The sequence below is a fragment of the Marinobacter sp. 3-2 genome, from assembly GCF_003751355.1.
GTDB classification, from domain to species: Bacteria; Pseudomonadota; Gammaproteobacteria; order Pseudomonadales; family Oleiphilaceae; genus Marinobacter; species Marinobacter adhaerens.
On record NZ_RJUQ01000013.1, the window covers coordinates 310,918 to 337,853 of the forward strand.

Here is a 26,936-nt window from a genome sequence, read left to right on the forward strand (position 1 = left end):
ACGCACCCAAACACAAAGAGGAAAGCGACATGAAAACAATTCTGAAACGGTCCAGCCTCGCTATCGCCGTGGCCGGAGCCTGCCTCGCCACGGGCCTGGCCCAGGCTTCGAGTCACCGTGAAGCGCCCTTTATCACTGAAATCCCGAAAGTCGACGGCACGGACTTCTATATGTTCCGGAGCTACGAGAGTGGCCGAAGCGATTTCGTGACTCTGATTGCCAATTACCTGCCACTGCAGGACGCCTACGGCGGTCCCAACTATTTTGATCTGGATGACGATGCCATCTATGAGATTCACGTCGATAACAATGGCGATGCCATTGAGGACCTGACGTTCCGCTTCCAACTGGAAGACAACCTGAACGACATTCAGTTGCCGGTCGGGCCGGATGGCGACCAGCGGATGGTGTCTGTGCCCCTCAAGAACATTGGCGATGCAAGTAATGCTGGCAACGTCCAATTGCGGCAAACCTACACAGTGGATGTCATTTCCGGCGATCGCCGCACGGGCGCCGCGCAGGCCGCCACCAACGTGAACACCGGCACCGAAGTCTTTGACAAACCCCTGGATAACATTGGTGCGAAGTCCTTTGGTGATTACGCCGGCTACGCCAGCCAACACGTGTTTGATATCGCCATTCCCGGCTGCGGCACCAACGGCCGTGTCTTTGTCGGCCAGCGCCAGGAAGCGTTCGCAGTGAACCTGGGTGAAATTTTCGATCTGGTGAACACCAACCCCCTGGGCGCCCGGGATGGAGAAGGTCCCGGTGATCTGGCCGACAAGAACGTAACGTCCTTTGCCCTGGAAGTACCCACCGAGTGCCTGACCGGCACCGCCATGAACTCCAATGGCCAGCCGGTCATCGGTGCCTGGACAACGGCGAGCGTTCGTCAGGCACGCATCATCAACCCTGCCCCTAGCAGTGAAAGCCGTGGTGCAACCGTTGAAGGCGGAGCCTACACCCAGGTTTCCCGCCTGGGCATGCCGCTGGTTAACGAAGTGGTTATCGGACTCAAGGACAAAGACCGTTTCAACGCCAGCGAACCCAAGGATGATGGTCAGTTCGCCACCTATGTGACACACCCGACACTGCCGGAGCTGCTGGAAGTGCTGTTCCCCGTGACTGCACCGAACAACTTTCCGCGCAACGATCTTGTCACGGCATTCCTCACTGGCGTACCCGGAGTCAACATGCCCGAGGGCGTAACTGCCTCCGAAATGTTGCGACTGACGCCCGCCGTTGCGCCAACGCCGCTGGACAGCCAGAACGATCTTGGTGTTCTGGCGGGTGACAACGCCGGCTTCCCGAATGGCCGCCGGCCCTACGATGACACCGTCGACATTGCGCTTCGCGTCGCCATGGGTGTACTGGCAGACCCCGCCGATGCGCCCGATGGCAGCCTCGAGTACACCGACGGCGTCCAGTTGGCAGCAGATCCTGCCAGCCTACCTGCGGACTTCGAGTCGTTCCCTTACCTGGCGACACCTATCGCCGGTTCACCCAACGAATAACCGGGAGATGGCTATGAAATTACTCACAAAACTTACGGCGATCTGCGCGATGTCGCTATTCATGGCCGGCTGCTTCGATGGGTCGAACAGCCGGGCGGAGGCGCCGGCTCCGACCGTCGATTTCACGGAGTTTGTTAAGACCCAGTTCGACCGGACTACCGACGAGGCTCAGCCGGAGAACGTCAACGGAGTCGACCTGAGTTTCAATGACCAGAACAATCCACAGGCTTTCGATGACCTCCTTCAATAAAACTCCACGTGGCCGGTTTTCCCGCTTTCTCGGGCCGGTCTTTTCTTTGCCTGCCCTTCGGGGCAGGACTTTTTGGTTGATTGCGATTTTCGCGCCCTTCCAGATCCAAGCCGCCCCGGATGCCATCATCACGGAGTTCAGGGACGATGAAATACTGACCAAGTTACCCAACACCGCTACCGAAATATTCCGGGAGACGGACTCACCCAAAGAGGCTGGGGACCGTCTGCAAATGCTGATCACACAGGCCAGGGCCAGTGGTGATCCGAGATATCTGGGGTACGCCCAGACATTGATTAATCGCTGGCCGGAAGAGCAGCTGACCCACCGGCTGAGGGTCCTCCGGGCGACTCTGCGCCAGAGCCTGCATCAATTTGATTCCGCCCGCGCCGATCTTGAACAGGTAATTTCAAGCTCTTCGGACAATCAACAACGTATCCAGGCTCGTCTGACCCTTGCCAATCTCGAGCTGGTTCAAGGTCGTTACACCGAGGCCGGGCGGCATTGTCAGGCACTTCAGTCGGCCTATCCCGGCCTGATAGCGAAGAGTTGCCTGGCTTCCGTGCAGGCGAGGACATCCGACCCTCAAAAAGCCTACCGGAATCTTGCTCAACAACTCGCCAAGTCGACAGGCCGCCAGCAGGCTGATTCCACCAGTCGACTCTGGACCGAGGGCACCCTCGGCGATATCGCGGCCCAGGCAGGGCTGTCCGAAGCCGAACTGCATTGGCGAAGGGTTTTGCAGGCATCTCCGAGTGACCTGTATACCCGAGCCCAACTTGCCGACTGGCTCCTTGAGCAGGACCAGCTCGAGCGCGTTTTGACACTCACTCACGGATTCGAGGCCGTTGACACACTTGCCGTGATTCGGGCCATCGCCATGAAACGCATGGGCCACCCTGGCAGTGACGAACTGAACCGTCGTTTAAGGCAACGATTTGAAGAGGCTCGCTGGCGAGGCACTTTACTGCACGCCAGGGATGTTGCCCGTTTCCAGCTGGATGTAGAGAGCCAGCCGCACGATGCCCTGAGACTGGCGATCGAAAACTGGGAAAGTCAGAGGGAGCCCCTGGACACACGGCTTTTGCTGAGATCTGCCCTGGCTTCAAATGACAGGGCCCAGCGCCAAAGAGTGAGCGAATGGCTCAGTCAGCAGGGTCAGATCGATGCCCGCTATCCGGAGTTCAAACAATGAGGATAATAATAAGAATCTGGCTCGCCCTGACCACAATAGCGCTGATGTCAGCCAGTGGGATGGCAGCAGCACACAAGGCAAGCGACAGCTTTCTTTACCTCGACAGCGGGCCGACGGAACTCAGAATGGATGTTGCACTGCGGGACCTCGCGCTGCTCGTGAGCATTGATAGCAACGGAGATAACGAAATATCCGGTCAGGAACTGCGACAGGCAAGACCAGAAATTACGCGGACCATCGAATCCGCACTCACCTTTTCGAACAGCAGTGGTGACTGCGGTCTGGCCGGTAAGACTTGGGGTATCAGCGAGCACAGTGACGGGGTCTATTCCGCCGCCCGTTACGCCATTCGTTGCCCCGACGGTGAGCCACCCGAAGCACTGGAGTACAACCTCCTGTTTGGGCAGGATGCACTGCACCGGGGCCTGGTGAGCCTGGACTACAACGGGCAAACGCGTCTGGCCGTATTGGGGCCTGATTCCCGGACTCTGAATCTGGCAGGTACGGACACGCCCAGCTATTTCAGTGTCTTCAAAACGTTTGTCTATGAGGGCGTTATCCACCTGCTGATCGGCCTGGATCACATTCTGTTCCTGCTGGTTCTGATCATCCCGGCGACGCTTTCCACTCACAAAGACCCCACGCCCGGCGTCCAAACAAAAGCCTTACGGGGCCGCTTGCTTGAACTGGCCGGCATTGTTACCGCATTTACCGTGGCGCACTCAATCACTCTGGCCCTGGCCGCCCTCGATATCGTGTCACTGCCGATCGCATGGGTGGAAACGGTTATCGCATTGTCCATCGGACTGGCCGCACTGAATGTCGCCTGGCCGGTTCTGGGGCATAAAACCTGGAGGCTGGCCTTCGGTTTCGGTCTGGTACACGGTTTTGGCTTCGCCAGTGTTCTGGGCGATCTCACCAGTGGCATATCCGGCTTGGCGGTGGCGCTGGCAGGTTTCAACCTCGGAGTGGAACTCGGTCAGCTGGCCTTGTTGGTGGTGGGGTTCCCGGTACTGGTTTATCTGGGCAAAAATCGGATGTACCAAAAGGGCGCCGTGCCAGTGATGCTGGCAGGCATTGGTGCGATCAGCCTGTTCTGGGTTGTCCAGCGCGCGCCCTTGTTCTGAGCGCGCGCCGGATGACCTTAGTGCAGGGCCCGCATCTGACGCGGATAGAGCGCTGCACTGACTTCCGGCTCTTCCAGCAGGTCGGCCAGTTCGCGGTCTACCGTGGTCTCTTCACCTTCTTCCGGCAGCGGCTCGAACAGGGTGCTCAGCCAGGAGGCGACGGAAGGCGCTTCGTCTCGTTTGTAATCGGTGGACAGCGCCTTGATACGGCGGAAGCCGATAATGCGCTGGTGCTTGGGATCCCGAATCTGTTCAAAACCCCGCCAGTAAACGTGGTCCCTGGTGTGCAGCTGCACAAACAGGGTGTCTATAGGTCCGTCTGAATCATCAGAGCCTTCAGATTCCTCCGCAAGAGTTTCGGGAGCCGCTTCGGCCTCCACCTCTGGTTTCTTGTGACGGATGGTGGTCCAGGCCGGATAGAGCACGGCCACGGCATCCGCTTCCACATGCTCGCGGGCAGCGCGGAGGATCAAACCCCAGCGGGCCTTGTCGGCATCGGTTTCAAGGGAATTGATGGGCAAGTCGTAGCTTTGTTCACTGGACAGGACGATGGCCATCATCGGGGCGTCTAGCTCCCCCATGGCCTCGGCTTGTGCTACTGATACCAGTTCATCGATTGCCATCGGTTGGTTCATAATACGCTCGCCTCCTCGATGCCATCAGGATCTATCAGGAAGAAGGGGTCTTCCTGACTAACAGCATAGCCTGTTCCGGCTACAAAGATAAACGTGGAGTTTGACCTGCCGGATCACAACCCCTGCATTAATCAGAACGCATCCTCAAGCCTTTCGTAGTTGCCAAACCAGGGGTTCGCCTCTTCCAACTGCCCCGCCAGCTGCAGCAGGGTCGCCTCGGCGCCGTGGGGACCGCCCAATTGCACACCCACCGGCAAACCTTCGGCGGTCCAGTGCATGGGCACCGACATGGCCGGCGTTCCAGTGAGATTGGCCAGTTGGGTGAAAGGCGTTCGCGCCAGGCTTTCCAGCGCCATCTGGTCCACCTGGCCGGTTCGATGCACCAGTTTACCGGCATTGAGTTTCAGCATCAGGCGGGCGGCGAACTTGAGATGGGCTGGTGTTTCCAGCTCCCCGATAGCCGCAGGCAACTGCCCGGTAGTGGGGCTCAGGTAAAGATCATAACGGCCGAAGAACACGCCAAGGGCCCGGGCAAACTCGTTCCACTGCTGGCGGCGGCGAACGTAATCGGAGAGCGGCATGGTGTTTCCCAGCATGCCAATTAACCGGGTATCCAGCTCGAAATCACTGTCGGCGGCACCGAACTGCTCTTTCGCCTTCGCCATCAGGGCAGACACTTCGCCAAAGTAAAGTCCCAGATAACATCGGGCCAGGGCCATGCCATCGAACTCCGGCGCCGCGTATTCAACCCTGTGACCGAGACTCTCGAGAACCCGGGCGGTTTCCTCGACGGCAGCAACGCACTCGGGGGCCACCTCCGTGTTATAGGGCGACGAGGTAAAGACACCGATTTTCAGACTGCCGGGGGACCGCTGTACCAGTTCAGCGTAAGGCGCCGGCGCCTGTGGAATCACAAAGGGATCGCCCGGTGCCGGACCACTGAGCACATCCAGCATCGCGGCACTGTCTCTGACCGTTCGGCTGACCACATGATCGGTAGAGGCGCCTGTCCAGGCTTCGCCCATGAATGGCCCCGAAGAAATCCGTCCACGGGAGGGTTTCAGCCCGAACAACCCGTTGTAGGCGGCAGGAATACGGATAGAGCCGCCGCCATCGTTGGCGCCCGCCATTGGCACGATGCCCGCTGCCACCGCCGCGCCAGAGCCGCCACTGGAGCCGCCGGGGGTGAGCTGGGTGTTCCAGGGGTTACGGGTAGGCCCCCAGAGCTCGGACTCGGTCACCGCTTTCAGACCAAACTCGGGCGTGGCGGTGCGCCCCAGGAATACCAGGCCGCCATCCCGGGCCCGGCGAACAAACTCCGAGTCCCGAGGGGCTATATTCTTTGTCATACCGCGGCTTCCGTAGGTACACGGATGGTCTGCCTGTTCCTGGGCGAGGTCCTTGAGCAACAAGGGAACGCCCGCAAAAACACCCTGCTCGGGAAAGGGCTGGGCTGGCGCTTCGGAGAACTGGGGATAACAGATCGCATTGAGCTTGCCGTTTACGCGGGTTGCCCGCTCCACCGCGGCCTCGCATACTTCACCGGAAGTGACTTCGCCGCGGCGGATAAGATCAGCGAGAGCGGTTGCATCGTAACGGAGGTACTCGGATTGCTTCATGGCAGGTTCCATTTGTTATTCTGATTCGAGGAAGGTCACGGGTATAACGTCTATGATCAGATTTCTCAAGAGCTTACGCCAGCTTGCCGTGATTTTCATCCTGACGGCATCGGTCGCTGCGAGCGCTCAGGAGGCCCCGCCGGACTCTGGCGAGAGCAGCGAGTGGACCCGAGTTGTCCGGACATCACCCTACTGGGTCAGTCAGGGGGTCTTCGAGAACATTCTCACCATCAGGCGCTGGGTGCTCAAAGAATCCGGCTATTGTTCCAGTGCGGATCGACATGTTCTCTATGACATGCGCGGCCGTTTTCTGGCCTGGATCAGTGATGGTGATGACCGTGAGGCCACCCAGCGCCTGCTGAATGCCACGCGACAATCGCTGTATGAGAATAACAAGGTGGAAGACTGGGTGCCTGGCGAGACGGGCCAGACCGGCTATCCGTTCGCCCTTTCCTGCGATCAACCTCATGTGAACGTGGATGAAGCCGTTGCCCGCTATCTTGGCACCCTCCCTGCGGACCGGATATGGGGCGCCTGGGACGACCTCATCTTTGCCACCAGTGGCGCACCGGAAAGCCTGCACGACGCGCTCATGTATGTCTTCAACCACCGCAGCAGCCAGAATCGCCTTACCCTGCCGCAAGCCTTGCCCCGGTACCTGGCCGGCCAGATCCTGATCGAAAGTGGAGCCCAGGCGAGAGCCCACTCCCGTGCCAACGCCAGGGGAATCCTTCAGCTGTCGCCAGCCGCCCTGTCGGACTGCGAGATTGCCCCGGACAATTTCTGGCACCGACTGGCACAGATAGACTGTGCCCTGCGCCTGATGAACCAGAACGCCCGCAATCTCGCACCGGTTTTCCAGCAACGCTTCGGCCATCTGCCGGAGGCCAAAAGGGACCGATTATTCACCCTCCTGCTGGTTCAGGCGTATCATGGCGGCGCCGGACGGGTGCAGGCGCTGCTGGATGATCCGGTACTGGCGCAGCCAGCAGAGTATTTTGCCGCCAACCATGAACGCTTCACCGCCGGTGATATTGCCTTCGGCCTGATTTTCCACAATCTGGGGCGAGACCGCCTGGGGCTCGCCTCGCTCTACTATGTGGCCGACGTTCAGCTGGCAACCGAGGCCCTGTGTCGCACGGCCAAACTGAAATCAACGGAATTCTGTGAATGGAAGTACTCAACCAACTGATACCTGAAAGCCTGAGCCTTCCTGTCGCCGTTTTCCTGCTTGCCAGCTCAACCATCACCTCGATGATCACCGCCAGCCTTGGCGCCGGTGGCGGGGTTTTGCTGCTGGTACTGATGGCCAGCTGGATGCCACCAACAGCCATTATCCCGGTGCACGGCATGATTCAGTTGGGCTCGAACGTTGGCCGGGCGGCTTTGACGTGGCGGCATATAGACTGGCGGGTGATTGCCGCGTTTCTGCCCGGCGTGATCCTGGGTGCGGCGCTGGGCGCCTGGCTACTGGTAAATCTCCCCGCCCACGTCTGGCAGCTGACCATCGCCCTGTTCGTGCTCTACCTCTGCTGGGGACCGGCGCTACCCAAGGGTGCATTTGGTGCTCCCGGGGTATTCCTGGCGTCGGCGCTGACCAGTTTTGTCAGTCTGTTCGTGGGCGCCACCGGGCCACTTGTTGCAGCGTTCATCAAGCAGATTCATACCGACCGGTTCAGAACCGTGGCCACGTTTGCCACTGCCATGACACTGCAGCATGCCCCCAAGGCGCTGGTGTTCGGGGCGGCGGGCTTCATGTTCTTCGAGTGGCTGCCCTTCATTCTCGCCATGATTGCCTGCGGCTTTGCCGGCACCTGGCTTGGGTTGCATGTGCTCCGTTCCCTGAGCAACAGCAAGTTCACGTTGATCTTCAATATCGTGCTTACAGCGCTGGCGATTCGCCTGCTCTGGCAGGCCAGTCTCTCAGCCGGCTGGTGGTGAAGGCACCACGACAACCCTGTTACGCCCCCTGGATTTGGCGATGTAGCTACCCTCGTCCGCCCGGGCCATAACCTCTCTGGGGCCGCTGTCTTCCGCTGTCAGTTCCGTCAGGCCGATGCTGGTGGTTACGCCGAATGAGCGGCCCTCATGGTCAATGCGAAGCGCCTCCACGTCGGCGCGGATCCGTTCCGCCAGCGCCTCGGCCCGGGTCATGCCGCAGGCAGGCAAAATGATGCCGAACTCATCTCCGCCCAGTCTGGCCACGGTGTCGGACTGGCGAACCGCGTCTTTGAACAGATCCGCCAGCCGTTTGAGCAGATCGTCACCAAGCAGGTGACCGCCTTCATCGTTCACCGGTTTGAAATAGTCGAGATCAATCAGCATCAGTACCGAACGGGCTTCCTGGCGACCGGCCTCACCCAAGGTGCGAACCAGCGAAGCGTTAAACGCGCGCCGGTTGAGCAACTGGGTGAGGCTGTCGTGGGTCGCCTCCCAGGACAGTCGCTCCTCCTGCCGGCGCCGGTCGCTGTCGTCCCGCAGCACAAACACCAGGCGTTCATCCTCTCGGCCCTGACGAATGTGCAGCATGGTCAGATCTATGGGGAAGGGAACACCCAGGGAATTGCGGAGCGTCACATAGAGGCTGTCCAGGTCATCACCGGTCAGGAACTGCTCCGCCGTTATTTCGCGTTCTTCCGTTTCAATGGTGACCAGCTGGAAGAAGTTCCTGAGCACGCATTCACCCTCCGTTCCCAGAAGACGACATGCGGCATCGTTGGCAAAACGAATGACACCCGCGACGTCTACCATCAGAACCCCCTCCTGGAGCACGCCAAGTATTGTCTCTGCGCGCTGCTGCTCTGCCCTGAGGGCCTCTTCCACCTCCAACTCATGGGATATATCGCGAACGACAGTGATGGTGCCGAGCGCCTTCTCAGGCGTCTGTATTGCAGCCGTCATCACATCACCCCAGATCACCCGGTCCGGTGCGGGCGATGCCAGCCTCAACCGTCCCCGGAAAACGCTCTGGTTCCTGATCGCCGTCTTCCAGCCGGCAATCGCCTCCAGTCGATCGCTCTCATGCACACGATTGGCCAGATAACTGTAGGTGAGTTGCTCCGCCGGATGACCAACGATGGCCTCAAAAGCCGGATTGGCAAACTCAATTCGGCCCAGAACGTCGGTCTGCACGATACCGATGGGCGCACTTTGCGTGAGGGAACGGAAAAACGCCTCTCTTTCAGCGAGAGATACCAGAACCTCGTCCCGTTCATCGGTTACAGTGTTAAAAATCTCTGCAACCTGGCGGATTTCCTTCCCTCCGGCGACGTCCACCGGGTCCGAGCGCATACCCAGGTGGCGCTCGCGAATCTGTTCGCCCAGGGTTTTCAGCGGCGCCATCAATCGCCGGAAGCGCCAGAGCGCAAGAGGCGCGATCAACAGGATCACCGCCAGCAGAATCCACACAAACGCATCCAACGTCCGGGTCATCGGGGCCAGGGCTTCACGAGCCGGCCAGGACGCCGACACAAACCAGGGAACCTGGGTCAGCTGCTGCACCGACATGATGGTCTTTTCACCACTGCTGTTGCGGGTGTCCACGGTGCCCTCGAAGCCCTCCATGGCGTCCCGCAGCACCGGATTGGCAACACGAACCGGTGACATGGCCCTTTCATTCTGCTGATTGACCACAACGAACCCGCTCCGGGTGGCGACACCCAGATAGCCGGTGGTTCCAATCCGGATATTGATAAACTGATCAAGGAAGTTGTTGCCATCCAGGGCAATGGCGCCGCCAATGACGCCGATGAACCGTTGGCGGTGGTCGAAGATCGGCGCGGCAACCATGATGGCCGGCTTTTCTTGATAATGGGACAGGTAGGGCTCGCTGATCACCGGCGTGAGAGTGGACGCGACGCGGCGGAAATATTCCCGTTTGCTGACATCCAGTCCCGACTGCCGGTAATCCTCCGGATGCTCGGCGACCACCAGGCCGTTCTCATCCATCAGGTACACAGCATCAAACAGGTGCTCCAGGGCCGTTTGCCGCCGGATCAGAATCTGGGCCCGCGCATTAAGCACATCGCGAGACATGGTGAGGTTCTGGGCCACATGGTTGAGTGCTTCAAGGCGCAGGGCCAGCTTGTCGTCCAGCTCCCCCGCAATCAGAGTGGCAATCGTTTCGACCTGGTTACGGGCCTGCTGCTCCAGCTCCGACCGGCTCAGCAGAGACCCTGCCACAGTTACCAGCAATGCCGAAAGGATGATCGCCACCACCACGAGGGCAACGGCCCGATTCACCAGACTGCCGAACCATTGTTTGATCAGCACAGCATCCGCACTCCCGGACGGTTTCGACGACCCGTAATGACCTTACCTCCAATCTCAGGCTTTCTGTTCTGGTGACCAGTGGTTCAAGTCTACCAGAGAGGCATTCAATGTCAGGTTACGCACTTGCAAATTTAATGAAAATCGTTATCATTTAGGTCCATTTTTGCACAACGAGCGCCTTTCCCAATGACGGACCTCACCTTGCCCCTGAACACTGGCCCGCTCACCCAACTTGTTGATATGGGAGGGCCTGTAATGGTTGTGCTCGTGGCACTTGCCGTCATCGGGCTCGTCACTTTTGTCTATCTGATGCTTCTTGGCGCCCTCTATGCGCCGCGAATGTCGGGCCGTCTTAAAAAAACCGTAATGGACTGGCAGAGCAATCCGGCTTCGGTGCGGCCTTCCGAAATACGATATCAGGCAGGCCGATTAGGCCGGTTAAATCCGCTTCAGCGCCTTGTCGTCGATACGATTGAGGCGATACACAACGGCGAGGACGACCGCAAGATCCGGGAAACGGCCTCCCGGGATGCGCAGCATTCATTGGAGCCGTTCGAAGCGCCTCTGAAGATCATCGAAGTCATTGCCGCGCTGGCTCCTCTTCTCGGCCTGCTGGGAACCGTGCTGGGCATGATGGAGGCCTTCAGCGCCATGGCGGCTACCGAAGGCCGTGCCAATGCCACCCAGCTCAGTGGCGGTATTTACGAGGCCCTGACCACCACCGCCGCGGGCCTGGTCGTGGCCATACCGTTTGCTGCACTGGCTGCATGGATCGAGTTCCGGCTGCGACGCATCCACAAGACCATCAACAGTACCCTGGTTTCGATTCTGCATATTGTGCCGGAACAGACTCTGGACGCTGATGAAGCAGACTACCAGGTTCCTGAACAGCAGCTTCACAGCGAGGCAGCCGGGGACGAGCCCGACCGCTATACAACTGCCCGGGGTCAGCGATTCGCCCATGCAACTGGTTGAACCAAGGCCGAGTCGCCCGATCCCGATACGGATCACGCCCCTGATCGATGTCGTCTTCATCCTCCTGGTGTTCTTTATGCTGACCACCCGTCTGTTGCCAGTCGACTACCTGGAACTTGCAAATAACACCTCCAGCCGCAGCCCGGTCACTGGCGAGCCTCTGCCTGAGCTGACCGTGACTGCCAATGGCAAGGTGCAATGGCAGGGGCAATCCATGGCCCCCGATCAGCTTGTGAGCAAGCTGGGAGACGCCGGTATCACCGAAGTAAACCTCGCGACGACGGGTGATACGCCTCTGGGAGCCTTCACCAGGGTCCTCAGCGGCTTGACTGAGCAGAATATAGACACCCACTGGAAGCGGGCGAAACCACAGACACCATGAGCGATCTGGTTCCACCTCCGTTTACCTCCGGCAAAACCTTGATGGAGCGCGTAGAAGATGCACTTCTGCCGTTGATCAATCTGGTATTTCTGCTTCTCATGTTTTTCATCGTTGCCGGCCAGTTGACCGACGACCCACTTCCGGAATTGCCCGCCACGCAGCAGGCTGAGGACCAGCAGTCGCCCCATGCGGACATGATTGTCAGCGCAGAAGGCGAGTGGAGAGTTGGTGGCGATCTGCTCGACAGGGAGTCTCTGGTTGCCAGACTGCCAACGCCTGACGAAGAGCAACCCCTGAAAATTGCCGCTTCCGAAGGAATCAGCATGGCGGATCTGGAGGCACTCTTGCGCTTGCTGGAAAAGGCCGGGTATCAGGATGTCCTGTTGTTGACCGAGCCAGCCCAATGATGCCGCAACAACCGCGCTCCCGATGGGTACTTTTGCTGCTGGCATTTGTGATCACCTTTGTTGCCCTGGTCTTCGCAACTCCCGAAAAGACGGTGGAGCTCAATACTCTGGGCGAATCCGCCGTCAACACCGCGCCCGCCATTCGCATAAAGCTGGCTGGCGAGCCCGCTCCCAGGTCCGAGCCTGTGACTGCGCCGGAACCGAAGCCACAGCCGAAGCCGCAACCTGTGCCAGAGCCGGAACCTGTGCCAGAGCCGGAACCGGAACCAGAGCCTGACCCCGAACCAGAGCCTGAGCCTGAGCCTGAGCCAGAACCGGTAACGCAGCCGACGCCCGAACCTGAGGTCACAGAGCAGGTTACAGAAGCAGAGACGCCGGTTGGCGATCCCGTGGAAACGGAGACCCTGGAGCAATCCCAGGCGACCGTTCCGCTTCAGAACGCTGGCGTCAGATCAGAAGTGGATAATTACCTGTCCAGGCTCAGCCGCCACCTTGCCCGGTATTATGAATATCCCCGCCGGGCAAGAAGGCTCGGTCAGGAAGGCACCCCCGTAATCGTGTTCGAGTTTCGGAGGGATGGATCCCTGGTGGCACACAGCCTGAGGGCCAGCTCCGGACATCAGCTTCTGGACGAGTCGGCTCTTGCCATGCTGGAGCAGGCAGAGCCTCTTCCGGCCGTGCCTGATGAGATATCAGGTAAGAAATTCCGTTACGCACTGCCCGTACGTTTTCGCCTCCGCTGAACCGGGCTACCGCTGCGCCAGCTTGCAGCAATCCGCGGAGTTCACGCACCGATCGAGTGCGTGACAACAGGCTTCATGCCTGGCACGAACTCAGGCACTTCCACCTGAAATTACATACCAAGCTGATTTAATTCTGATTTTTTTGAATCAATCCAAACTGGCACAAACTCTGCAGACCTGGATTTAACGGAACCAATGTTGGTTCTGTTCACAGCGACAGATTTATTCAGACGACGGCGTCTACTTGTACCTGCAGATTGCAGGCGGCGAGTAACGCCGTTTTTTTATGGCCAATCAAAAAGTCTGGCCACTTGATAGAAGTCAGAGGAAAACACTATGTCTTACATCGTGCCTTCGGAATTCGTCACCAAGATGGTCGACGCCGGCGAATCCAAGATCTACATGTCAACCCGGGACACTCTGATCCGGGCCTTCATGGCTGGCGCCATCCTGGCCCTGGCTGCAGCGTTTGCCATTACCGTGGCGGTCCAGACCGGGGTGTTCCTGATCGGCGCCATCCTGTTCCCGATCGGCTTTTGCATGCTCTACCTGATGGGCTTCGACCTGTTGACCGGCGTTTTCATGCTCACGCCCCTGGCTTTGCTTGATAAACGCCCCGGCGTAACCCCGGCGGCCATTCTGCGGAACTGGGGATGGGTCTTTCTTGGCAACCTGGGCGGCGCACTGACCGTAGCCTTCATGATGGCCTTTATTTTCACCTATGGTTTCAACACCGATCCGGGGGCGGTCGGTGCCAAGATCGCCAGTGTCGGAGAAGCGCGCACACTCGGTTACGCCGAATACGGCGCAGCCGGTTGGGCCACCATCTTTATCCGCGGAATGCTGTGTAACTGGATGGTTTCCATGGGCGTCGTCGGCGCCATGATTTCCACCAATGTCAGCGGCAAAGTACTGGCGATGTGGATGCCGATCATGCTGTTCTTTTTCATGGGTTTCGAGCACTCCATCGTGAACATGTTCCTGTTCCCGTCCGCCATCATCATGGGCGGCGAGTTCTCGGTGATGGACTACCTCTGGTGGAATGAGATTCCCACCGTACTGGGTAACCTTGTCGGCGGCCTGGCCTTTACCGGCCTGACGCTCTACACCACCCATGTAAGAACTGCGCCGAAGCGCAAGATTGCAACGGCCTACAACGATGCTGCCCTGGCCAGCTCCAACTAAGCAGGGTCTTCCTGCAACTCCGGCTGCCGCACCCGCCGGAGTTGCTTTTTCCTCCCGCAGGGAAATCCCAGTTTTCCATGACAACATCCTTGTCCATTTCCATCGGCCAGCACTCGGAAGCTGGCGCAAAGCCGATTAACCAGGATTTCCACGGTCTGTTAGTGCCTACGGGGCGTCAGCTGGTTACAAAAGGCATTGCCGTTGCCATCGCCGACGGTATCAGCTCCAGCGATGTCAGTCAGATTGCCAGCGAATCCGCCGTCGCCGGGTTTCTCAACGACTACTTTTCAACCCCGGAGACCTGGTCGGTCAAACAGTCCGCGCAACGGGTTCTGAGGGCAACCAACGCTTGGCTATATGCCCAGACCCGGCAAAGCCAGTACCGCTATGACCGCGACCGGGGCTATGTCTGCACTTTGAGCGTGATGGTGCTGAAATCTGCCACGGCGCACCTGTTCCACGTGGGCGATGCGCGCATTTACCGGGTCCATCCTGAACAGCTCGAACAGGTTAGCACCGATCATCGGCTCTGGATTTCCAGGGAAGAGAGCTGCCTCACTCGTGCCATGGGCATTGGCCACCAACTGGATATTGATTATCACAGCCTGCCGGTACAAACAGGCGACACCTTCCTGCTTACCACCGATGGCATCCACGAACACCTGGATGAACGAACCATGGCCCGCATTATCCGGGAATCAACGCACGATCTGGAGGCGGCTGCCCGCCAGCTCGCCGCGGCCGCGCTGAAGCAGGGCAGTGACGATAACCTGACGGCCCAGATCATCAGGATCGAATCGACGCCACGGGCACTCGGGAACAGCGAGATGTTCAGGGAGCTGGCCGAGCTGCCGTTTGCGCCAGAACTGCAGCCGGGACAACGTCTGGATGGCTACCGCATTCTGAGACAGATTCACGCCAGCAGTCGAAGCCACATCTACCTGGCGGTTGATGAGGAAACCGGAAGCAGGGTGGCGCTGAAAATGCCGTCAATGGAACAACGGCATGATCGGGTCTATCTGGAACAGTTTTCTACGGAACAGTGGATTGCCCGGCGAATCAACAGCCCCTATGTTGTTCGGCCGTATACCACCGCCCGGAAACACAGCTTTCTGTATCAGGCCACGGAGTTCGTTGACGGCTGCACACTTCGGCAATGGATGCTGGATAATCCGGCGCCGCCCATTGAAACGGTTCGCGGCCTCGTCGAGCAGATCGCTAAGGGCTTGCGGGCCTTTCACCGGCTTGAAATGGTGCACCAGGACCTGAAACCGGAAAACGTACTGGTCGATACCCATGGCACCATCACACTGATCGACTTTGGTGCCACCCGGGTTGCCGGCCTTGAGGATTCTGATATCGGCGAGCAGGCTGGCCCACGAGGGGCAGCACTTTACACGGCTCCGGAGACTTTTCTCGGTGAGCCGGGAACCTGGCTGTCAGATCAGTATTCCCTCGGAGTGATTACCTATCAGCTGCTCACCGGCCGGCTCCCCTATGGTCCGGAGGTGCCCAAGATTCACAGCAGGAGCCAGCTTCGAAACTTGAAATATCAACCTGCCCGACAGTTCCTGGAGACTCTGCCCGCCTGGGTCGACGATGCCATTGAAAAAGCGGTTCATCCCCAGGCCCACAGACGCTATTCGGCACTTTCGGAATACCTCTATAACCTCCGACATCCTCCCGCCGACTGGCACAGGCGTCGTCGACCGCCATTGATGGAGCGCAATCCCGTGGCCTTCTGGCAGGGTGTATCCGGGCTATTGCTCCTGGCCTTGCTGGTAGCCCTAGGCCTGGGCTAAAGCGGGAATTACCCGAGCAAGTTCTTGCCCCGCCAGCAATCCGTCGCCTGGCATTCGGGCGCGGGATTGCCCGGCACGCCCGCAGCATCTCCGAGAAAAAAGATAACCTACTGTTTTAAACAACATTACATGTTCTGGCACAGGCTTTGTACTGGAGGTCGGCGTCCAGGGAACACCCGAGGACAATATTCATTCACAAGTCATGGAGCAGACTATGCCAACTCCTTGTTATATCAGCATCGAAGGCCAAACCCAGGGCAACATTACCGCCGGCGCTTTCACTTCCGATTCCGTCGGCAACATCTACGTGGAAGGCCACGAAGACGAAGTGCTGGTGCAGGAATTCAGCCACGTTGTTACCGTACCGACCGATCCCCAGTCCGGTCAGCCATCCGGTCAGCGCGTTCATAAGCCGTTCAAGTTTACCTCCGCACTGAACAAAGCCACCCCACTGATGTACAACGCCCTCGCCTCCGGCGAGATGCTGCCGAAGGTCGAACTGAAATGGTACCGCACCTCCGTTGAGGGCAAGCAGGAGCACTTCTTCTCCACCATCCTCGAAGATGCCACCATCATCGACATCAACTGCAACATGCCCCACTGCCAGGATGCCGGCAACGCCGACTTCACCCAGCTGGTCACCGTTTCGCTGTCCTACCGCAAGGTAACCTGGGAACACGCCGTTGCCGGCACGTCCGGTGCTGACGACTGGCGTTCGCCGATCGAGGCCTGATTACCCTCGCGCTTTCCAGTCAACGGCCGGTCTCACCGGCCGTTGTTGTTTTTACCCCAACCCCGGCAACGGGTATGATCGCAGCAGTACACCCCTTACTGTGCGATCCATGGACAACAACGATATTCAGCAAATCGGCAAACTGATGTGCGCCGTCACCCGGGACTGGCTCTGGCAACCGGCAGAGCAGTGGGTCCGGGAACGCAATCCCGGCAGCGTCCTGCATTGCCGGGTTGGGTCCGGCCAGGCCACCTACCACCGTTACGATTCCCGAGACCGGCAGCACCTGATCACCTACGGTGCCCGCATGATTGTCGCCAAGCATCAGCCGGAGACAGCCAGCGGCTGGCTGTCGGGCCGGGAAATACGGAAACGTGGGTACTTCGGCGGGGAACTGAGCACTCTGAACCTGCTGGCACACACATGCTGCCACGAATTTGCCCATCTCCTGCAGCAGAGTGCCGGACAGCGATATCGGGGCTCCGTGCACAACCGTCATTTCTACACGATTCTGGATGAGTTGCACGCGAGCGGTGCCGCGCAAACCACCCGCACAGCCCTGGCAGAGAGGGCCAGGGATCAGGGCCTGGCGCTGCCCGATGCGCCCTTCGAGCCGGTAGACACAAGGCAGCAGCTGGCCAATTGGCAGGTGGGCGACGCGGTTCGCTTCGGTGCCGGCCGACGGGAGATGCAGGGGGAAATCATCCGGGTCAATCGCAAAACCTGCACCGTTGACGGTATCGGTCCCTCGAAAGGCGTGCGCTACCGGGTACCGGTGCAGATGCTGAGCCGGTTAAGCCCACGTTAACGACGCCGTCGTTTACTGCAGGACGTCCGCCATCGAAATGAGCGACCGGGCAACTTCGGGCAATTTCCGCCCCTGATCCATGGCCAGTTTCCTGAGCAGGCGGTGGGCCTCGTCGTTACTGATTTTTCGATGCTTCATCAGCAAGAGTACGGCCTTCTCCTGGGTTTTCCGGTCTTCCAGCGCTTCCTTCGCACTCTGGAGTTCGTCCGTCATCTTCTGAAGACTGCGGGTCTGCTCCTGCACGAGCTCAAAGATTGAGCGGCCGAACTGCTGACCCATCCCTTCACTTGAAAACGCCTCACCCGTTGAGCCTTCGCTTCCGGAATTGCACAGAACCAGCAAGGGTTGACTGGCAGCCCCACCGGTATCAAGCGATGCGATCAGTGTCTCCTGATGCGCCAATGACTTTTTGGCAGCGGCAAAGCGCTCAATACATCGGGTGTGAAAGCAGCCCTCGACAGAATCCTCAATCTGTTTCAGAGCATCGATACGCTCTGTCATCAGCTTGAACCACTGATCGGCGAGCTCGGGATCGAGGTCCTTGAACCGGCCCACAGAAGACGCCAGACGTCTCATTCGCTCGATCTCACCTTCACGCTCGTGGCTACTCACCTTTTGCCAGAGAGACAGGGAATCCGCATCGGCAAAACCGGCAAATACTTCAAAACAGCGTTCCTGCGCCTCAATGAGGTGCGCCATGCGCTCCGAAAGTGCACGATCGAATGCCCCGCTCGAGAAACCGGCAGAACCCACGGCCCGTTCCTGCCCACACAGCTCTTTGCCGTTCATCAGGTGGACCATCGCCACCAACAACCCGGCAATGGTGGGATCGACAGCCGTGTCGGCGGCCTCGAATACAACCGCGATCAAATTATGAATGAGACTGCTGTAGTCCTCAGTGGCCGATTCGGCAGTGACTTTCCGGGCAACAACGCAACGTCTTAATTCGCCCAACCCCTCAAGGCCATGCAGGGCGCTGGCAATCTGGTTCAGCAGACGGCTACTGACAGGGTGGCCTGTCAGTTCCTCGTGGATCTCCGCCAGCGCCAGCTCAAACTCGCGTTTGAGTCGGTCCGATTCAACTGCCAGCGACTTTCGCTCCTCCTGAAACTTCTTGCCGGAGGAACCGAGAAACACATTGGAAGCGCCACGCTCCCGTTGCAGACCATGAACCAGACTACTGATGCATTGAACCAGCCTGCCCATCTGCAAAAAGTACTGGAGGCTCATCAGCTCGCACGTCTTGGACGCAATCAGATAGTCGCCTGCACCGGGAATTTCCGGAACGGTATTGCGCTTGGTATTCATCATTACACTCCCGGGCGCTTTCACCCTTACCACCATGGGCATTCTCTGCAATTCGCAGAGACAGTGGAGCAATTACCGGGCCACACGAAACAGGCGCCAAAGCCGTGCAGTCTGCCCTGCGACAGGGCAGTTTTCGGATCAGAAATCGCCCTCGAATCCTGCGGAAATTCTCAAGACTTTGTTTTTAATGGCTTTAAAAACCTGGCACGAAGATCGCTAAGTATTTGTCAAGGACGAACGTCCCGGCCACGGATCAGGCCGGACCATCAGATCATTGTTGTTGGCATTGGCGCCGGACCATCGATTTCCCACCCTCGGGAATAGATGCTCCGGCTTTTTTTGTTGTGTGGGAGGCAGAACCGGAATGAGCAAGAAAACCCTGATCGTGATTGGCAATGGCATGGTTGGCCATCACTTCCTGGAACAATTCTGCGCCAGCCCGGCCGCTGCCGATTTTGAGATCATCGTATTCGGCGAGGAAAAGCAGCTGGCCTATGATCGGGTTCACCTGTCGGAGTATTTCGGCGGCTCCACCCACGCCGATCTCGCCATGGGCACGCTGGAGTGGTACACCGAGCAGGGCATCCAGCTGCACCTGAACGAGCAGGTGACCGGCATCAACCGGGAAGATCGCACCCTGGCGACGCCCCGGGGCAGCTACCGTTACGACGAACTGGTTTTGGCCACCGGTTCCTATCCGTTTGTGCCCCCCATCGAGGGCAATGATCGCCCACACTGCCTGGTTTACCGGACCCTGGATGACCTGGATGCCATCCGAGCCAGCTCGGAAGGTGCCCGCGCAGGCGTGGTGGTCGGAGGCGGCCTGCTGGGTCTTGAAGCCGCCAATGCGCTCAAAAGCCTGGGACTGGAAGCCCACGTCGTGGAATTTGCGACCCGGCTGATGCCGGTTCAGCTGGATGCCGATGGCGGCGCCTTACTGCGCCACAAGATTGAGGAGCTGGGCGTCCAGGTGCACACCGAGAAGGCGACTACAGCGATCACTGAGGGCGAGGACGCCCGGCTGCGCATGAACTTCAGCGACGAGTCCTTTCTGGAAACCGACCTGATCGTCTTTTCCGCCGGCATCCGGCCCCAGGATGCCCTGGCCCGGGCCAGTGGCCTGGAGATCGGCGAGCGCGGCGGCATCGTGATCGACAATTACTGCACGACCTCGGATCCGCATGTGCACGCTATTGGTGAGTGCGCGCTCTGGGAACAGAAGATTTTCGGCCTGGTGGCCCCGGGCTATACCATGGCCCGCACCCTGTCGGCTGCGCTGAACGGCGATCGGGAGACCAGTTTCACCGGCGCCGACATGAGCACAAAGCTCAAACTGCTGGGGGTGGATGTGGGTTCCATCGGCGACGCCCACGCCCAGACCCCGGGCGCCCGCAACATCCGCTTTAACGATGAACAGGCCGGCCACTACCGGCGAATGGTCATCAGCGAGAATGGCAAGACCCTGCTGGGCGCCATCCTGGTGGGCGACAACAGCCACTACGACACCCTGCTGCAATACGCCCTCAATGGCATCACCCTGCCGGAGAATCCGGAAACGCTGATCCTGCCGGAAAGCCAGGGAGGGGCGCCGGCCCTGGGACCCGACGCTCTTCCGGAAACCGCCTCAATCTGCTCCTGCCACAACGTCACCAAGGGCGATATCTGCGGTGCCATTGATGCGGGCTGCTCCGACCTTGGCAGCGTCAAGGCCGAGACCAAGGCCAGCACCGGCTGCGGCGGTTGTACGGCGCTCCTGAAGAACGTGGTGGACAGCGAACTGGAAAAGCGCGGCGTGGAAGTCAGCAAGGATCTGTGCGAGCACTTCCCTTACAGTCGCCAGGAGCTGTTCCATATCGTGAAGGTGAACGGCATTCGCACCTTCCGCACCCTGATCAGCCAGCACGGCAAAGGCCACGGCTGCGATATCTGCAAACCGGCGGTGGCCTCGATCCTGGCTACCTGCTGGAACGAGCACATCCTGGCCACGGATCACGTGCCGCTGCAGGACACCAACGACACCTTCATGGCCAACATGCAGAAGAACGGTACCTATTCCATCGTGCCAAGGATTCCCGGCGGCGAGATCACCCCGGACAAGTTGATCGTGCTGGGCGAGGTGGCCAAGGAGTACGACCTGTACACCAAGATCACCGGCGGCCAGCGGGTGGACCTGTTTGGAGCCACCCTGAGCCAGCTGCCGGAGATCTGGGAAAAACTGATCGCCGCCGGGTTCGAGACCGGCCATGCCTATGGCAAGTCACTGCGTACCGTGAAGTCCTGCGTTGGCAACACCTGGTGCCGGTACGGCGTTCAGGACAGCGTGGGCATGGCGATTCGCCTCGAGGACCGTTACAAGGGCCTGCGGGCGCCCCACAAGGTGAAGATGGCGGTCTCCGGCTGTACCCGGGAATGCGCCGAAGCCCAGAGCAAGGACTTTGGTGTGATCGCCACGGAGAACGGCTGGAACCTGTATGTCTGCGGCAACGGCGGCATGCGGCCTCGCCACGCCGATCTGTTTGCCACCGACCTGTCGGACGAGGAGCTGATCCGGACCATTGACCGGGTGGTGATGTTCTATGTGCGCACCGCCGACCGGCTGCAGCGCACCAGTGTCTGGATGGAAAACCTGGAGGGTGGTCTGGAGTACCTGAAGCAGGTGGTGCTTGAAGACAGCCTTGGGATTGGCGCGGAGCTGGAGGAGCACATGGAGGGGATTGTTGGGACTTACCAGTGCGAGTGGAAAACCGCCGTTGAGGATCCGGACAAGCGGAAGCGATTCCGGGAGTTTGTTAATGCGCCTTCGCAGTCGGATCCGGTGCAGGAGTGGACCGTTGAGCGGGGGCAGCGGCGGCCTGTTTTGGAGACTGAGTCTGCGTAGCCTGCGGGTTTGGCGTTTTGAGCAAGGCGCCATGGGGATACTTTTCTTCTGGGAAAAACAACTCGCTTCGCTCAGACATCTTTTTCCCGCCAGAAAAGCACCCCCATACCACCTCGCTCGCCAAGCTTTGGTGGTATCGCATCAGAAAATCGTTGAGATAAACGCGGAAGGATTAGGAGAAACAAAATGAAACCACGCACTCGTTGGGAAGCAGTTTGCACGGTAGACGACCTGGTGTCGGAATCCGGCGTTGCAGTCTGGACAGACGAAGGACCGGTCGCGGTGTTTTATCTGCCTCACCGGCTGCCCGCGTTGTTTGCCATCAGTCACACTGACCCGTTCAGCGGCGCCAATGTGCTAGCCCGGGGGATTACCGGGGATCTGAAAGGGGAGCCGGTGGTGGCCTCGCCGCTGTACAAGCAGCATTTCAGTCTGCGCACCGGTGTGTGTCTGGAAGACGATGCCGTACGGGTCAAAACCTACCCTGTTCTGCTGGACGGCAATCAGATCCGCTTGGAGGTCCGGGCCAACCAGCGAGAATCCATCGCGGCCTAAGCCCTTAACAATGCCGGCGGAAGCCGGCGCGTGGTATGGGAGGTCTTTGTGCAGGGGAAAAGATGTCTGAGCGAAGCGAGTTGCTTTTCCCCGGAAGAAAGACCTCCCATGGCGCGTGACGGCGATACTCCGAAGCTAAACCTCTCTGGAGCGACGCCAACGCTCCCGCCAGCTCAGCACAAAGATGGTCAGTGACGGCAGGAAGGTGACCGTTACGATGGCAGCCCCCAAGAGGCCGAACAGGACGATTGCGCCCACGCCCCGGTAGAGTTCGGTGCCTTCGCCCGGCAGGAATACCAGGGGCGAGAGGCCGCAGATGGTGGTCAGGGTGGTCATGGCGATGGGGCGCAGGCGGGTCTGGACGGCGGCGGTGACGGCCTGTACTACGGTAACGCCTTTCTGACGCAGGTTCTGCCGGGCCTGGTCCACCACCAGGATCGGGTTATTCACCACGGTTCCCATCAGGATCAGAAAGCCCAGCATGGTAATCATGTCGAAAGGTTGTCGCAGAGGCTGGAGGCCGATCATGGGCAGCAGGCCACCGACCAGGTTCATCAGGGCCAGGCCCACAATGCCACCGGCCACGCCAAGCGGTATTGCGGTCATGATCAGCAGCGGGAATCCCCAGTGCGCGAAGATGGCCACCAGCAGTAGGTAGACGATGGCAATGGCAATGATGAAATTGCCGGTCAGTGCCTCCCGGGTGGCATTCAACTGGTCGCTGGCGCCGGAGATATCCACGTTCACATTCGCGGGCAATGCGCCGCTGTCCCGCATGAACTGCAACAGTTCCGTGCGCACCCTCTCCACGCCGGCTTCGAGCGGTACGTCGTCCGGGGGAATCACATTCAGGGTCACGGTGCGGCGACCGTCCACCCGGCGGACCGTGCTGGTATCCACGGTTTCCTCGATGGTAGCCAGGCTGGAGAGTGGCAGGGTAGCACCCTGGGGTGTATGCACCATGACATCCGGCAGACTGTCCAGCGACGGGTTGCGGCCCTCGCTGCGATAGACGTAGATATCGATCTTCTCGTCATCAAGGAAGAAATCGTCGACGTAGCTGCCCTCGGTCAGTGAGGCCACGGTAAAGCCAATGCCTTCGGCGCCGAGGCCGAGTTCCGCCGCACGATCCCAGTCGGGCATGATCTGGATCAGCGGCTGTGCCAGAGACAGCGTGGAGGGTTGGCTCTGGATGCGGGGGTTGTCGAAGATTTGCTCGGCGCGCTGGTAAGCTGCGTTCGCAGCGCCGTAGACCGACACCAGATCCGGCCCCGAGATGTCCAGGTTGATGCTGCGCGTTCCGCCATCGTTACTGGAAATGATGGAGCCTTTGGCCGCGAAGGCGCGCATGCCGGGGAATTGTTCATAGAACCGGGTGATCTCGTCCATCAGGGCTTCGATGTGCCGCGGGTTCAGGGTCTCGGCGATGATCCGGATTCGGGTGGGCGTCACCTGCATATTGAGATAGGCCATGGGCGGCACGCTGGTTTCGCCCGCGGCGTAGGCCTGGCCGTCCGCGTTCACGTGGGGCAGGAAGTAGTCTTCCACCTGGCGGGCAATGGCTTCCATCTCCTGGAGGTTGTAACCCGGCGGCGCCGACATGGCGGCAAAGGTCTTGGGCTCCTCACCTTCCGGCAGGTATTCGGCGGGTGGGGTCAGCACAAAAATCACCCACAGGCAAAAGCCGACGGTGGCTGCCATCACCAGAAGCCGGCGGACCGTGCCATTCACCAGCCATCGCACCGCCCCCATGGCGGCCCCGCTCCAGCGACCCGAGGTTTCGTTGCCGTATTCATCGGTGGTCACGCCCCGGCGGCCGAAATCCAGCCGGGCGCAGAGGGTGGGTATGATGGTGATTGCCACCAACATGGAGGCGAGAATGGCAGCAGAGATGGCAATGGCCACGTCGGAATACAGCTGGCCCGCCTCTTCCTCGATAAACAGGATCGGCAGGAACACCAGGATGGTTGTGGTGGTGGACGCCAGCACCGCCGGCCAGACTTCACGCACGCCCTTGAGGGCCGATTCGAAACGGTCCAGCCCCAAACGCCGGTGTCGCTCGATGTTCTCCAGCACCACGATGCTGTTGTCCACCGTCATGCCGATGGCAAAGGCGATACCGGCCAGAGAGATCACGTTGATGGTGCGGCCGGTGATCAGCAGTCCGATAAACGCGGCTATGGCAGACAGCGGTATGCCCACCACCCCGGCAAACGTGGCCCGGCCGGACCTCAGAAACAGGAACATCACCAGGGTTGCGAAGGCGGCGCCAATCCCCAGGTTGGTCCAGACATTGGCCACCGAGGCTTCCACGTAACGGGCATCGTCTGCGGTCAGGCCCAGCGTCATGCCCGCCGGCTCCAGCACCTCCTGGTTGATGGCGGCCACTTCGTCCATCATCGCGCGCTTGATATCAATGACGTTGGAGCCGCTTTCACGGCGCACCTGCAGGCCAATCACCCGCTGTCCGTTGATAAAGGACAGCTCCCGGATCCGGGAATGGCCCTGCTGAACCCGGGCCACCTCACCAAGGCGCACCACGCTGTCACCCTGCCGGCGTACCACCAGCTGTTCCAGGGATTCAACGTCGTCAAAGCGCCCGACCGTGCGCAACAGATACCGGCGCTTGCCAGAGTCGATCTCGCCGCCGGAAATGTCCTGGTTACGGGCCACGATTGCGTTGCGCAGATCCACCAGGCTCAGGCCGCGCTGGGCTAGGGCGGATTCGTCCACAATGATCTGCATCTGCCGGTCGGCGCCACCGCCAACGGTAACCTCGGAAACCCCCGGCACACTCTCCATCCTTGGCCGGACGCGATCCTCGATGAAATCGCGCATAAGCTCGATGTCCAGCTCGCGGGGATTGCCCTCCAGGGTAGCGACACGGAAATACATGAACGCATTGGATGAGAAAGATGCCGCCACTATGCGCGGCTCATCGACGTTTCTCGGGTAATCAGGGACCTGGCTCAGGGCATTGTTGATCTGGATAAGGGTCTCGGTGATATTCACCCCGAACGGGAACTCCAGCTCGATCTCCGCCGCGCCGCTGGATGCGGTGGAAGTCATCCGGCTCAGGTTCGGAACATTGCGCAGGAACCGTTCCTGCTCAATCAGTATGTCCTTCTCGATGTCCTGGGGCGTCGCACCCGGCCAGCTGGTTTCAACGGTGACGGTACGCACTTCCAGGTCCGGAATCATCTGAACCGGAATCCGGAGCGCCGCGGCGGTTCCAAGAATGGCAACGATCAGGGCGATAACGGTAACCAGGGTGCCATGACGGATAATGCCGGCGAACATCAGCGGCTCTCCCGTTCGGCAATGCGCACACTGATACCCTCGCTCAGGGACTCGTTGCCACGAACCACCACGCGCTGGCCGGTCTCAAGACCGCTGATTATCTCAACCCGCCCCTCAAAACCTGTGCCGAGACGCACCCGCTTTTCCTGAACGGTCCAGGTCTCTTCATCCGCCGGCTCGGCGATCCATACCGTGGTCCGTCCTTCGGGATAACGGTTGATGGCATCCCGGGAAACCGTCAAGCCCCGCTCCCCGGTGGTGACCCGCAGTACCGCCTGCACCGCCATGCCTGGAAGCAGTTTCAGGGTATCCGATTTTATCGCTCGAAGAAGAAAGGTTCTGGACCGGGGGTCGTTGATCGGCACCAGGACATCGATGGTGGCCTGGCTCAGTTCCTCGTCGTTCTGCACCAACAGCCGGCTGTTGTCGTCGATGCGCTTGAAAAAGGCCTGGGGCACCTGGAAATCCAGTCGCAGGTTTTCGGTATCCACCAGCGTCAGCAGCTGGTCACCCGGGGTTACCCATTCCCCGAGATCCCGAAAGCGCTCGCTGACCACGCCATCGAAGGGCGCGGTCACACGGTGACGGCCAGCCATGACTTCAACCTGCTGCCGGGCAGCTTCCAGGCGGGCCAAGGTGGCTTCATTGGCGGCAACCGCACTCTCCCGGGCACTGACTTCCGTTGCTGCAATATTACGGCCCGCACCCACAGACCTGGCCTCGCGCAGTCTCCGCCGGGCTTCCTCCAACCGGCTTCGGGCCTCTTCAGCCTCGGCCCTGGCGGCCGCCAGCTCCCAGGTCACCATTTCATCATCCAGCGCCACCAGCACATCACCCCGGGAAACCCGATCACCGGTTTCCACCCGAACCTCGTCCAGGAGGCCGGCTACCGCCGCGGACATGCCTGAGACACGAAGGGCGTTTACCGTCCCGTTCAGGGTGACTTCCTGAACAATGTCCTCGGAAGACACTGTCTCCAACTGGACGCCGGGTAAATCCTGAGCCGCGGCGAACAGAGGAAACAGACTGCAGACAGACAATAAGACCCCTTGCAGGGTCCTGGTAGCGTTACCCACGTCCTTTTCTCCATGAATCAGTGCGATGGATGCAATTGCTAACTTTAAAGAATGACCTACGATGAAAACGTCCGTCCGGACCTCGGACCGCGTTTGGCCCCACCATTGAAGTCAATGCATACCGGGGTCAATTCCGTTCCAATCCATCTGCGCTACTATTGTCACAATACTG

22 protein-coding genes are annotated in these 26,936 nt (G+C 59.6%); 16 read left to right on the plus strand and 6 right to left on the minus strand.

The window, feature by feature from the left end; all coding sequences use genetic code 11:
- The first annotated feature begins 29 nt into the window (after positions 1-29).
- From EDB94_RS08845 to EDB94_RS08860, 4 genes are all read left to right on the plus strand, one after another.
- A complete protein-coding gene (locus EDB94_RS08845) occupies positions 30-1,514 on the plus strand; it encodes a DUF4331 domain-containing protein (RefSeq protein ID WP_108018128.1) in 1,485 nt (494 codons plus the stop codon).
- A 13-nt stretch (positions 1,515-1,527) separates the two neighbouring features.
- Positions 1,528-1,764, plus strand: a complete 237-nt coding sequence (locus EDB94_RS08850; protein WP_260312543.1) for a hypothetical protein — start codon at positions 1,528-1,530, stop codon at positions 1,762-1,764.
- A gap of 76 nt (positions 1,765-1,840) precedes the next feature.
- On the plus strand, positions 1,841-2,959 hold the full coding sequence (locus EDB94_RS08855) for a lipopolysaccharide assembly protein LapB (protein WP_108018129.1): 1,119 nt from the start codon (positions 1,841-1,843) through the stop codon (positions 2,957-2,959).
- A complete protein-coding gene (locus EDB94_RS08860) occupies positions 2,956-4,086 on the plus strand; it encodes a HupE/UreJ family protein (RefSeq protein WP_260312544.1) in 1,131 nt (376 codons plus the stop codon). Before EDB94_RS08855 ends, EDB94_RS08860 begins: the two co-directional genes overlap by 4 nt.
- A gap of 17 nt (positions 4,087-4,103) precedes the next feature.
- Here the strand turns inward: EDB94_RS08860 and EDB94_RS08865 are convergent, their stop codons facing one another.
- Both EDB94_RS08865 and EDB94_RS08870 read right to left on the minus strand, forming a co-directional pair.
- A complete protein-coding gene (locus tag EDB94_RS08865) occupies positions 4,104-4,721 on the minus strand; it encodes a hypothetical protein (protein ID WP_014579014.1) in 618 nt (205 codons plus the stop codon).
- Positions 4,722-4,852: 131 nt separating this feature from the next.
- Positions 4,853-6,340: an amidase gene (locus tag EDB94_RS08870; protein ID WP_260312545.1), complete on the minus strand. Its 1,488-nt coding sequence runs from the start codon at positions 6,338-6,340 to the stop codon at positions 4,853-4,855.
- Between the two features lie 52 nt (positions 6,341-6,392).
- Here EDB94_RS08870 and EDB94_RS08875 point away from each other — a divergent pair, with 52 nt between their 5' ends.
- Both EDB94_RS08875 and EDB94_RS08880 read left to right on the plus strand, forming a co-directional pair.
- Complete coding sequence (locus EDB94_RS08875) at positions 6,393-7,532, plus strand: hypothetical protein (RefSeq protein ID WP_108018131.1); 1,140 nt, start codon at positions 6,393-6,395, stop codon at positions 7,530-7,532.
- On the plus strand, positions 7,511-8,281 hold the full coding sequence (locus EDB94_RS08880) for a sulfite exporter TauE/SafE family protein (RefSeq protein WP_108018132.1): 771 nt from the start codon (positions 7,511-7,513) through the stop codon (positions 8,279-8,281). The genes EDB94_RS08875 and EDB94_RS08880 overlap by 22 nt, the downstream gene beginning before the upstream one ends.
- Here EDB94_RS08880 and EDB94_RS08885 read toward each other — a convergent pair.
- Positions 8,264-10,612 (minus strand): diguanylate cyclase domain-containing protein, encoded by a 2,349-nt coding sequence (locus EDB94_RS08885; protein ID WP_108018133.1) that lies wholly within the window; start codon positions 10,610-10,612, stop codon positions 8,264-8,266. The two genes, EDB94_RS08880 and EDB94_RS08885, sit on opposite strands and share 18 nt — an antisense overlap.
- Positions 10,613-10,798: 186 nt before the next feature.
- Between EDB94_RS08885 and EDB94_RS08890 the strand changes: the two genes are divergently transcribed.
- The 8 genes from EDB94_RS08890 (at position 10,799) to EDB94_RS08925 (ending at position 17,647) form a co-directional block, all read left to right on the plus strand.
- Positions 10,799-11,587 carry a MotA/TolQ/ExbB proton channel family protein gene (locus tag EDB94_RS08890; RefSeq protein ID WP_108018134.1) on the plus strand — a complete coding sequence of 263 codons (789 nt, stop codon included), beginning with the start codon at positions 10,799-10,801 and terminating at the stop codon, positions 11,585-11,587.
- Positions 11,574-11,969, plus strand: a complete 396-nt coding sequence (locus EDB94_RS08895) for a biopolymer transporter ExbD (protein WP_108018135.1) — start codon at positions 11,574-11,576, stop codon at positions 11,967-11,969. The genes EDB94_RS08890 and EDB94_RS08895 overlap by 14 nt, the downstream gene beginning before the upstream one ends.
- Positions 11,966-12,376: a biopolymer transporter ExbD gene (locus tag EDB94_RS08900; protein WP_108018136.1), complete on the plus strand. Its 411-nt coding sequence runs from the start codon at positions 11,966-11,968 to the stop codon at positions 12,374-12,376. The genes EDB94_RS08895 and EDB94_RS08900 overlap by 4 nt, the downstream gene beginning before the upstream one ends.
- Positions 12,373-13,119 carry an energy transducer TonB gene (locus EDB94_RS08905; protein WP_108018137.1) on the plus strand — a complete coding sequence of 249 codons (747 nt, stop codon included), beginning with the start codon at positions 12,373-12,375 and terminating at the stop codon, positions 13,117-13,119. The genes EDB94_RS08900 and EDB94_RS08905 overlap by 4 nt, the downstream gene beginning before the upstream one ends.
- A gap of 336 nt (positions 13,120-13,455) precedes the next feature.
- The gene (locus tag EDB94_RS08910) at positions 13,456-14,304 is read left to right on the plus strand and encodes a formate/nitrite transporter family protein (protein WP_014579005.1); all 849 of its coding nucleotides are present in this window, start codon (positions 13,456-13,458) and stop codon (positions 14,302-14,304) included.
- A gap of 77 nt (positions 14,305-14,381) precedes the next feature.
- Entirely contained in the window at positions 14,382-16,106 is a 1,725-nt protein-coding gene (locus EDB94_RS08915; protein ID WP_108018138.1) for a bifunctional protein-serine/threonine kinase/phosphatase, read from the plus strand.
- Between the two features lie 214 nt (positions 16,107-16,320).
- The gene (locus tag EDB94_RS08920; protein WP_008176957.1) at positions 16,321-16,839 is read left to right on the plus strand and encodes an Hcp family type VI secretion system effector; all 519 of its coding nucleotides are present in this window, start codon (positions 16,321-16,323) and stop codon (positions 16,837-16,839) included.
- Between the two features lie 109 nt (positions 16,840-16,948).
- On the plus strand, positions 16,949-17,647 hold the full coding sequence (locus EDB94_RS08925; RefSeq protein ID WP_108018139.1) for a hypothetical protein: 699 nt from the start codon (positions 16,949-16,951) through the stop codon (positions 17,645-17,647).
- Between the two features lie 12 nt (positions 17,648-17,659).
- Here EDB94_RS08925 and EDB94_RS08930 read toward each other — a convergent pair whose 3' ends face one another.
- The gene (locus tag EDB94_RS08930) at positions 17,660-18,958 is read right to left on the minus strand and encodes a nitrate regulatory protein (RefSeq protein ID WP_181259025.1); all 1,299 of its coding nucleotides are present in this window, start codon (positions 18,956-18,958) and stop codon (positions 17,660-17,662) included.
- A 361-nt stretch (positions 18,959-19,319) separates the two neighbouring features.
- On the opposite strand from EDB94_RS08930, the gene nirB reads away from it, so the two are divergent.
- Together nirB and nirD are read left to right on the plus strand one after the other, a co-directional pair.
- On the plus strand, positions 19,320-21,833 hold the full coding sequence (gene nirB, locus EDB94_RS08935) for a nitrite reductase large subunit NirB (protein ID WP_108018141.1): 2,514 nt from the start codon (positions 19,320-19,322) through the stop codon (positions 21,831-21,833).
- A gap of 186 nt (positions 21,834-22,019) precedes the next feature.
- On the plus strand, positions 22,020-22,388 hold the full coding sequence (gene nirD, locus EDB94_RS08940; RefSeq protein WP_108018142.1) for a nitrite reductase small subunit NirD: 369 nt from the start codon (positions 22,020-22,022) through the stop codon (positions 22,386-22,388).
- A 135-nt stretch (positions 22,389-22,523) separates the two neighbouring features.
- Here nirD and EDB94_RS08945 read toward each other — a convergent pair whose 3' ends face one another.
- The gene (locus tag EDB94_RS08945) at positions 22,524-25,688 is read right to left on the minus strand and encodes an efflux RND transporter permease subunit (protein ID WP_108018143.1); all 3,165 of its coding nucleotides are present in this window, start codon (positions 25,686-25,688) and stop codon (positions 22,524-22,526) included.
- On the minus strand, positions 25,688-26,764 hold the full coding sequence (locus EDB94_RS08950; protein ID WP_260312546.1) for an efflux RND transporter periplasmic adaptor subunit: 1,077 nt from the start codon (positions 26,762-26,764) through the stop codon (positions 25,688-25,690). Before EDB94_RS08950 ends, EDB94_RS08945 begins: the two co-directional genes overlap by 1 nt.
- Positions 26,765-26,936: the final 172 nt, after the last annotated feature.

Coding starts and splice junctions, on each gene's coding strand:
- EDB94_RS08845 (WP_108018128.1), top strand. CDS start 30: ATGAAAACAATTCTGAAACGGTCCAGCCTCGCTATCGCCGTGGCCGGA.
- EDB94_RS08850 (WP_260312543.1), top strand. CDS start 1,528: ATGAAATTACTCACAAAACTTACGGCGATCTGCGCGATGTCGCTATTC.
- EDB94_RS08860 (WP_260312544.1), top strand. CDS start 2,956: ATGAGGATAATAATAAGAATCTGGCTCGCCCTGACCACAATAGCGCTG.
- EDB94_RS08865 (WP_014579014.1), bottom strand. CDS start 4,721: ATGAACCAACCGATGGCAATCGATGAACTGGTATCAGTAGCACAAGCC.
- EDB94_RS08870 (WP_260312545.1), bottom strand. CDS start 6,340: ATGAAGCAATCCGAGTACCTCCGTTACGATGCAACCGCTCTCGCTGAT.
- EDB94_RS08875 (WP_108018131.1), top strand. CDS start 6,393: ATGATCAGATTTCTCAAGAGCTTACGCCAGCTTGCCGTGATTTTCATC.
- EDB94_RS08880 (WP_108018132.1), top strand. CDS start 7,511: ATGGAAGTACTCAACCAACTGATACCTGAAAGCCTGAGCCTTCCTGTC.
- EDB94_RS08890 (WP_108018134.1), top strand. CDS start 10,799: ATGACGGACCTCACCTTGCCCCTGAACACTGGCCCGCTCACCCAACTT.
- EDB94_RS08895 (WP_108018135.1), top strand. CDS start 11,574: ATGCAACTGGTTGAACCAAGGCCGAGTCGCCCGATCCCGATACGGATC.
- EDB94_RS08900 (WP_108018136.1), top strand. CDS start 11,966: ATGAGCGATCTGGTTCCACCTCCGTTTACCTCCGGCAAAACCTTGATG.
- EDB94_RS08905 (WP_108018137.1), top strand. CDS start 12,373: ATGATGCCGCAACAACCGCGCTCCCGATGGGTACTTTTGCTGCTGGCA.
- EDB94_RS08910 (WP_014579005.1), top strand. CDS start 13,456: ATGTCTTACATCGTGCCTTCGGAATTCGTCACCAAGATGGTCGACGCC.
- EDB94_RS08915 (WP_108018138.1), top strand. CDS start 14,382: ATGACAACATCCTTGTCCATTTCCATCGGCCAGCACTCGGAAGCTGGC.
- EDB94_RS08920 (WP_008176957.1), top strand. CDS start 16,321: ATGCCAACTCCTTGTTATATCAGCATCGAAGGCCAAACCCAGGGCAAC.
- EDB94_RS08925 (WP_108018139.1), top strand. CDS start 16,949: ATGGACAACAACGATATTCAGCAAATCGGCAAACTGATGTGCGCCGTC.
- EDB94_RS08930 (WP_181259025.1), bottom strand. CDS start 18,958: ATGATGAATACCAAGCGCAATACCGTTCCGGAAATTCCCGGTGCAGGC.
- nirB (WP_108018141.1), top strand. CDS start 19,320: ATGAGCAAGAAAACCCTGATCGTGATTGGCAATGGCATGGTTGGCCAT.
- nirD (WP_108018142.1), top strand. CDS start 22,020: ATGAAACCACGCACTCGTTGGGAAGCAGTTTGCACGGTAGACGACCTG.
- EDB94_RS08945 (WP_108018143.1), bottom strand. CDS start 25,688: ATGTTCGCCGGCATTATCCGTCATGGCACCCTGGTTACCGTTATCGCC.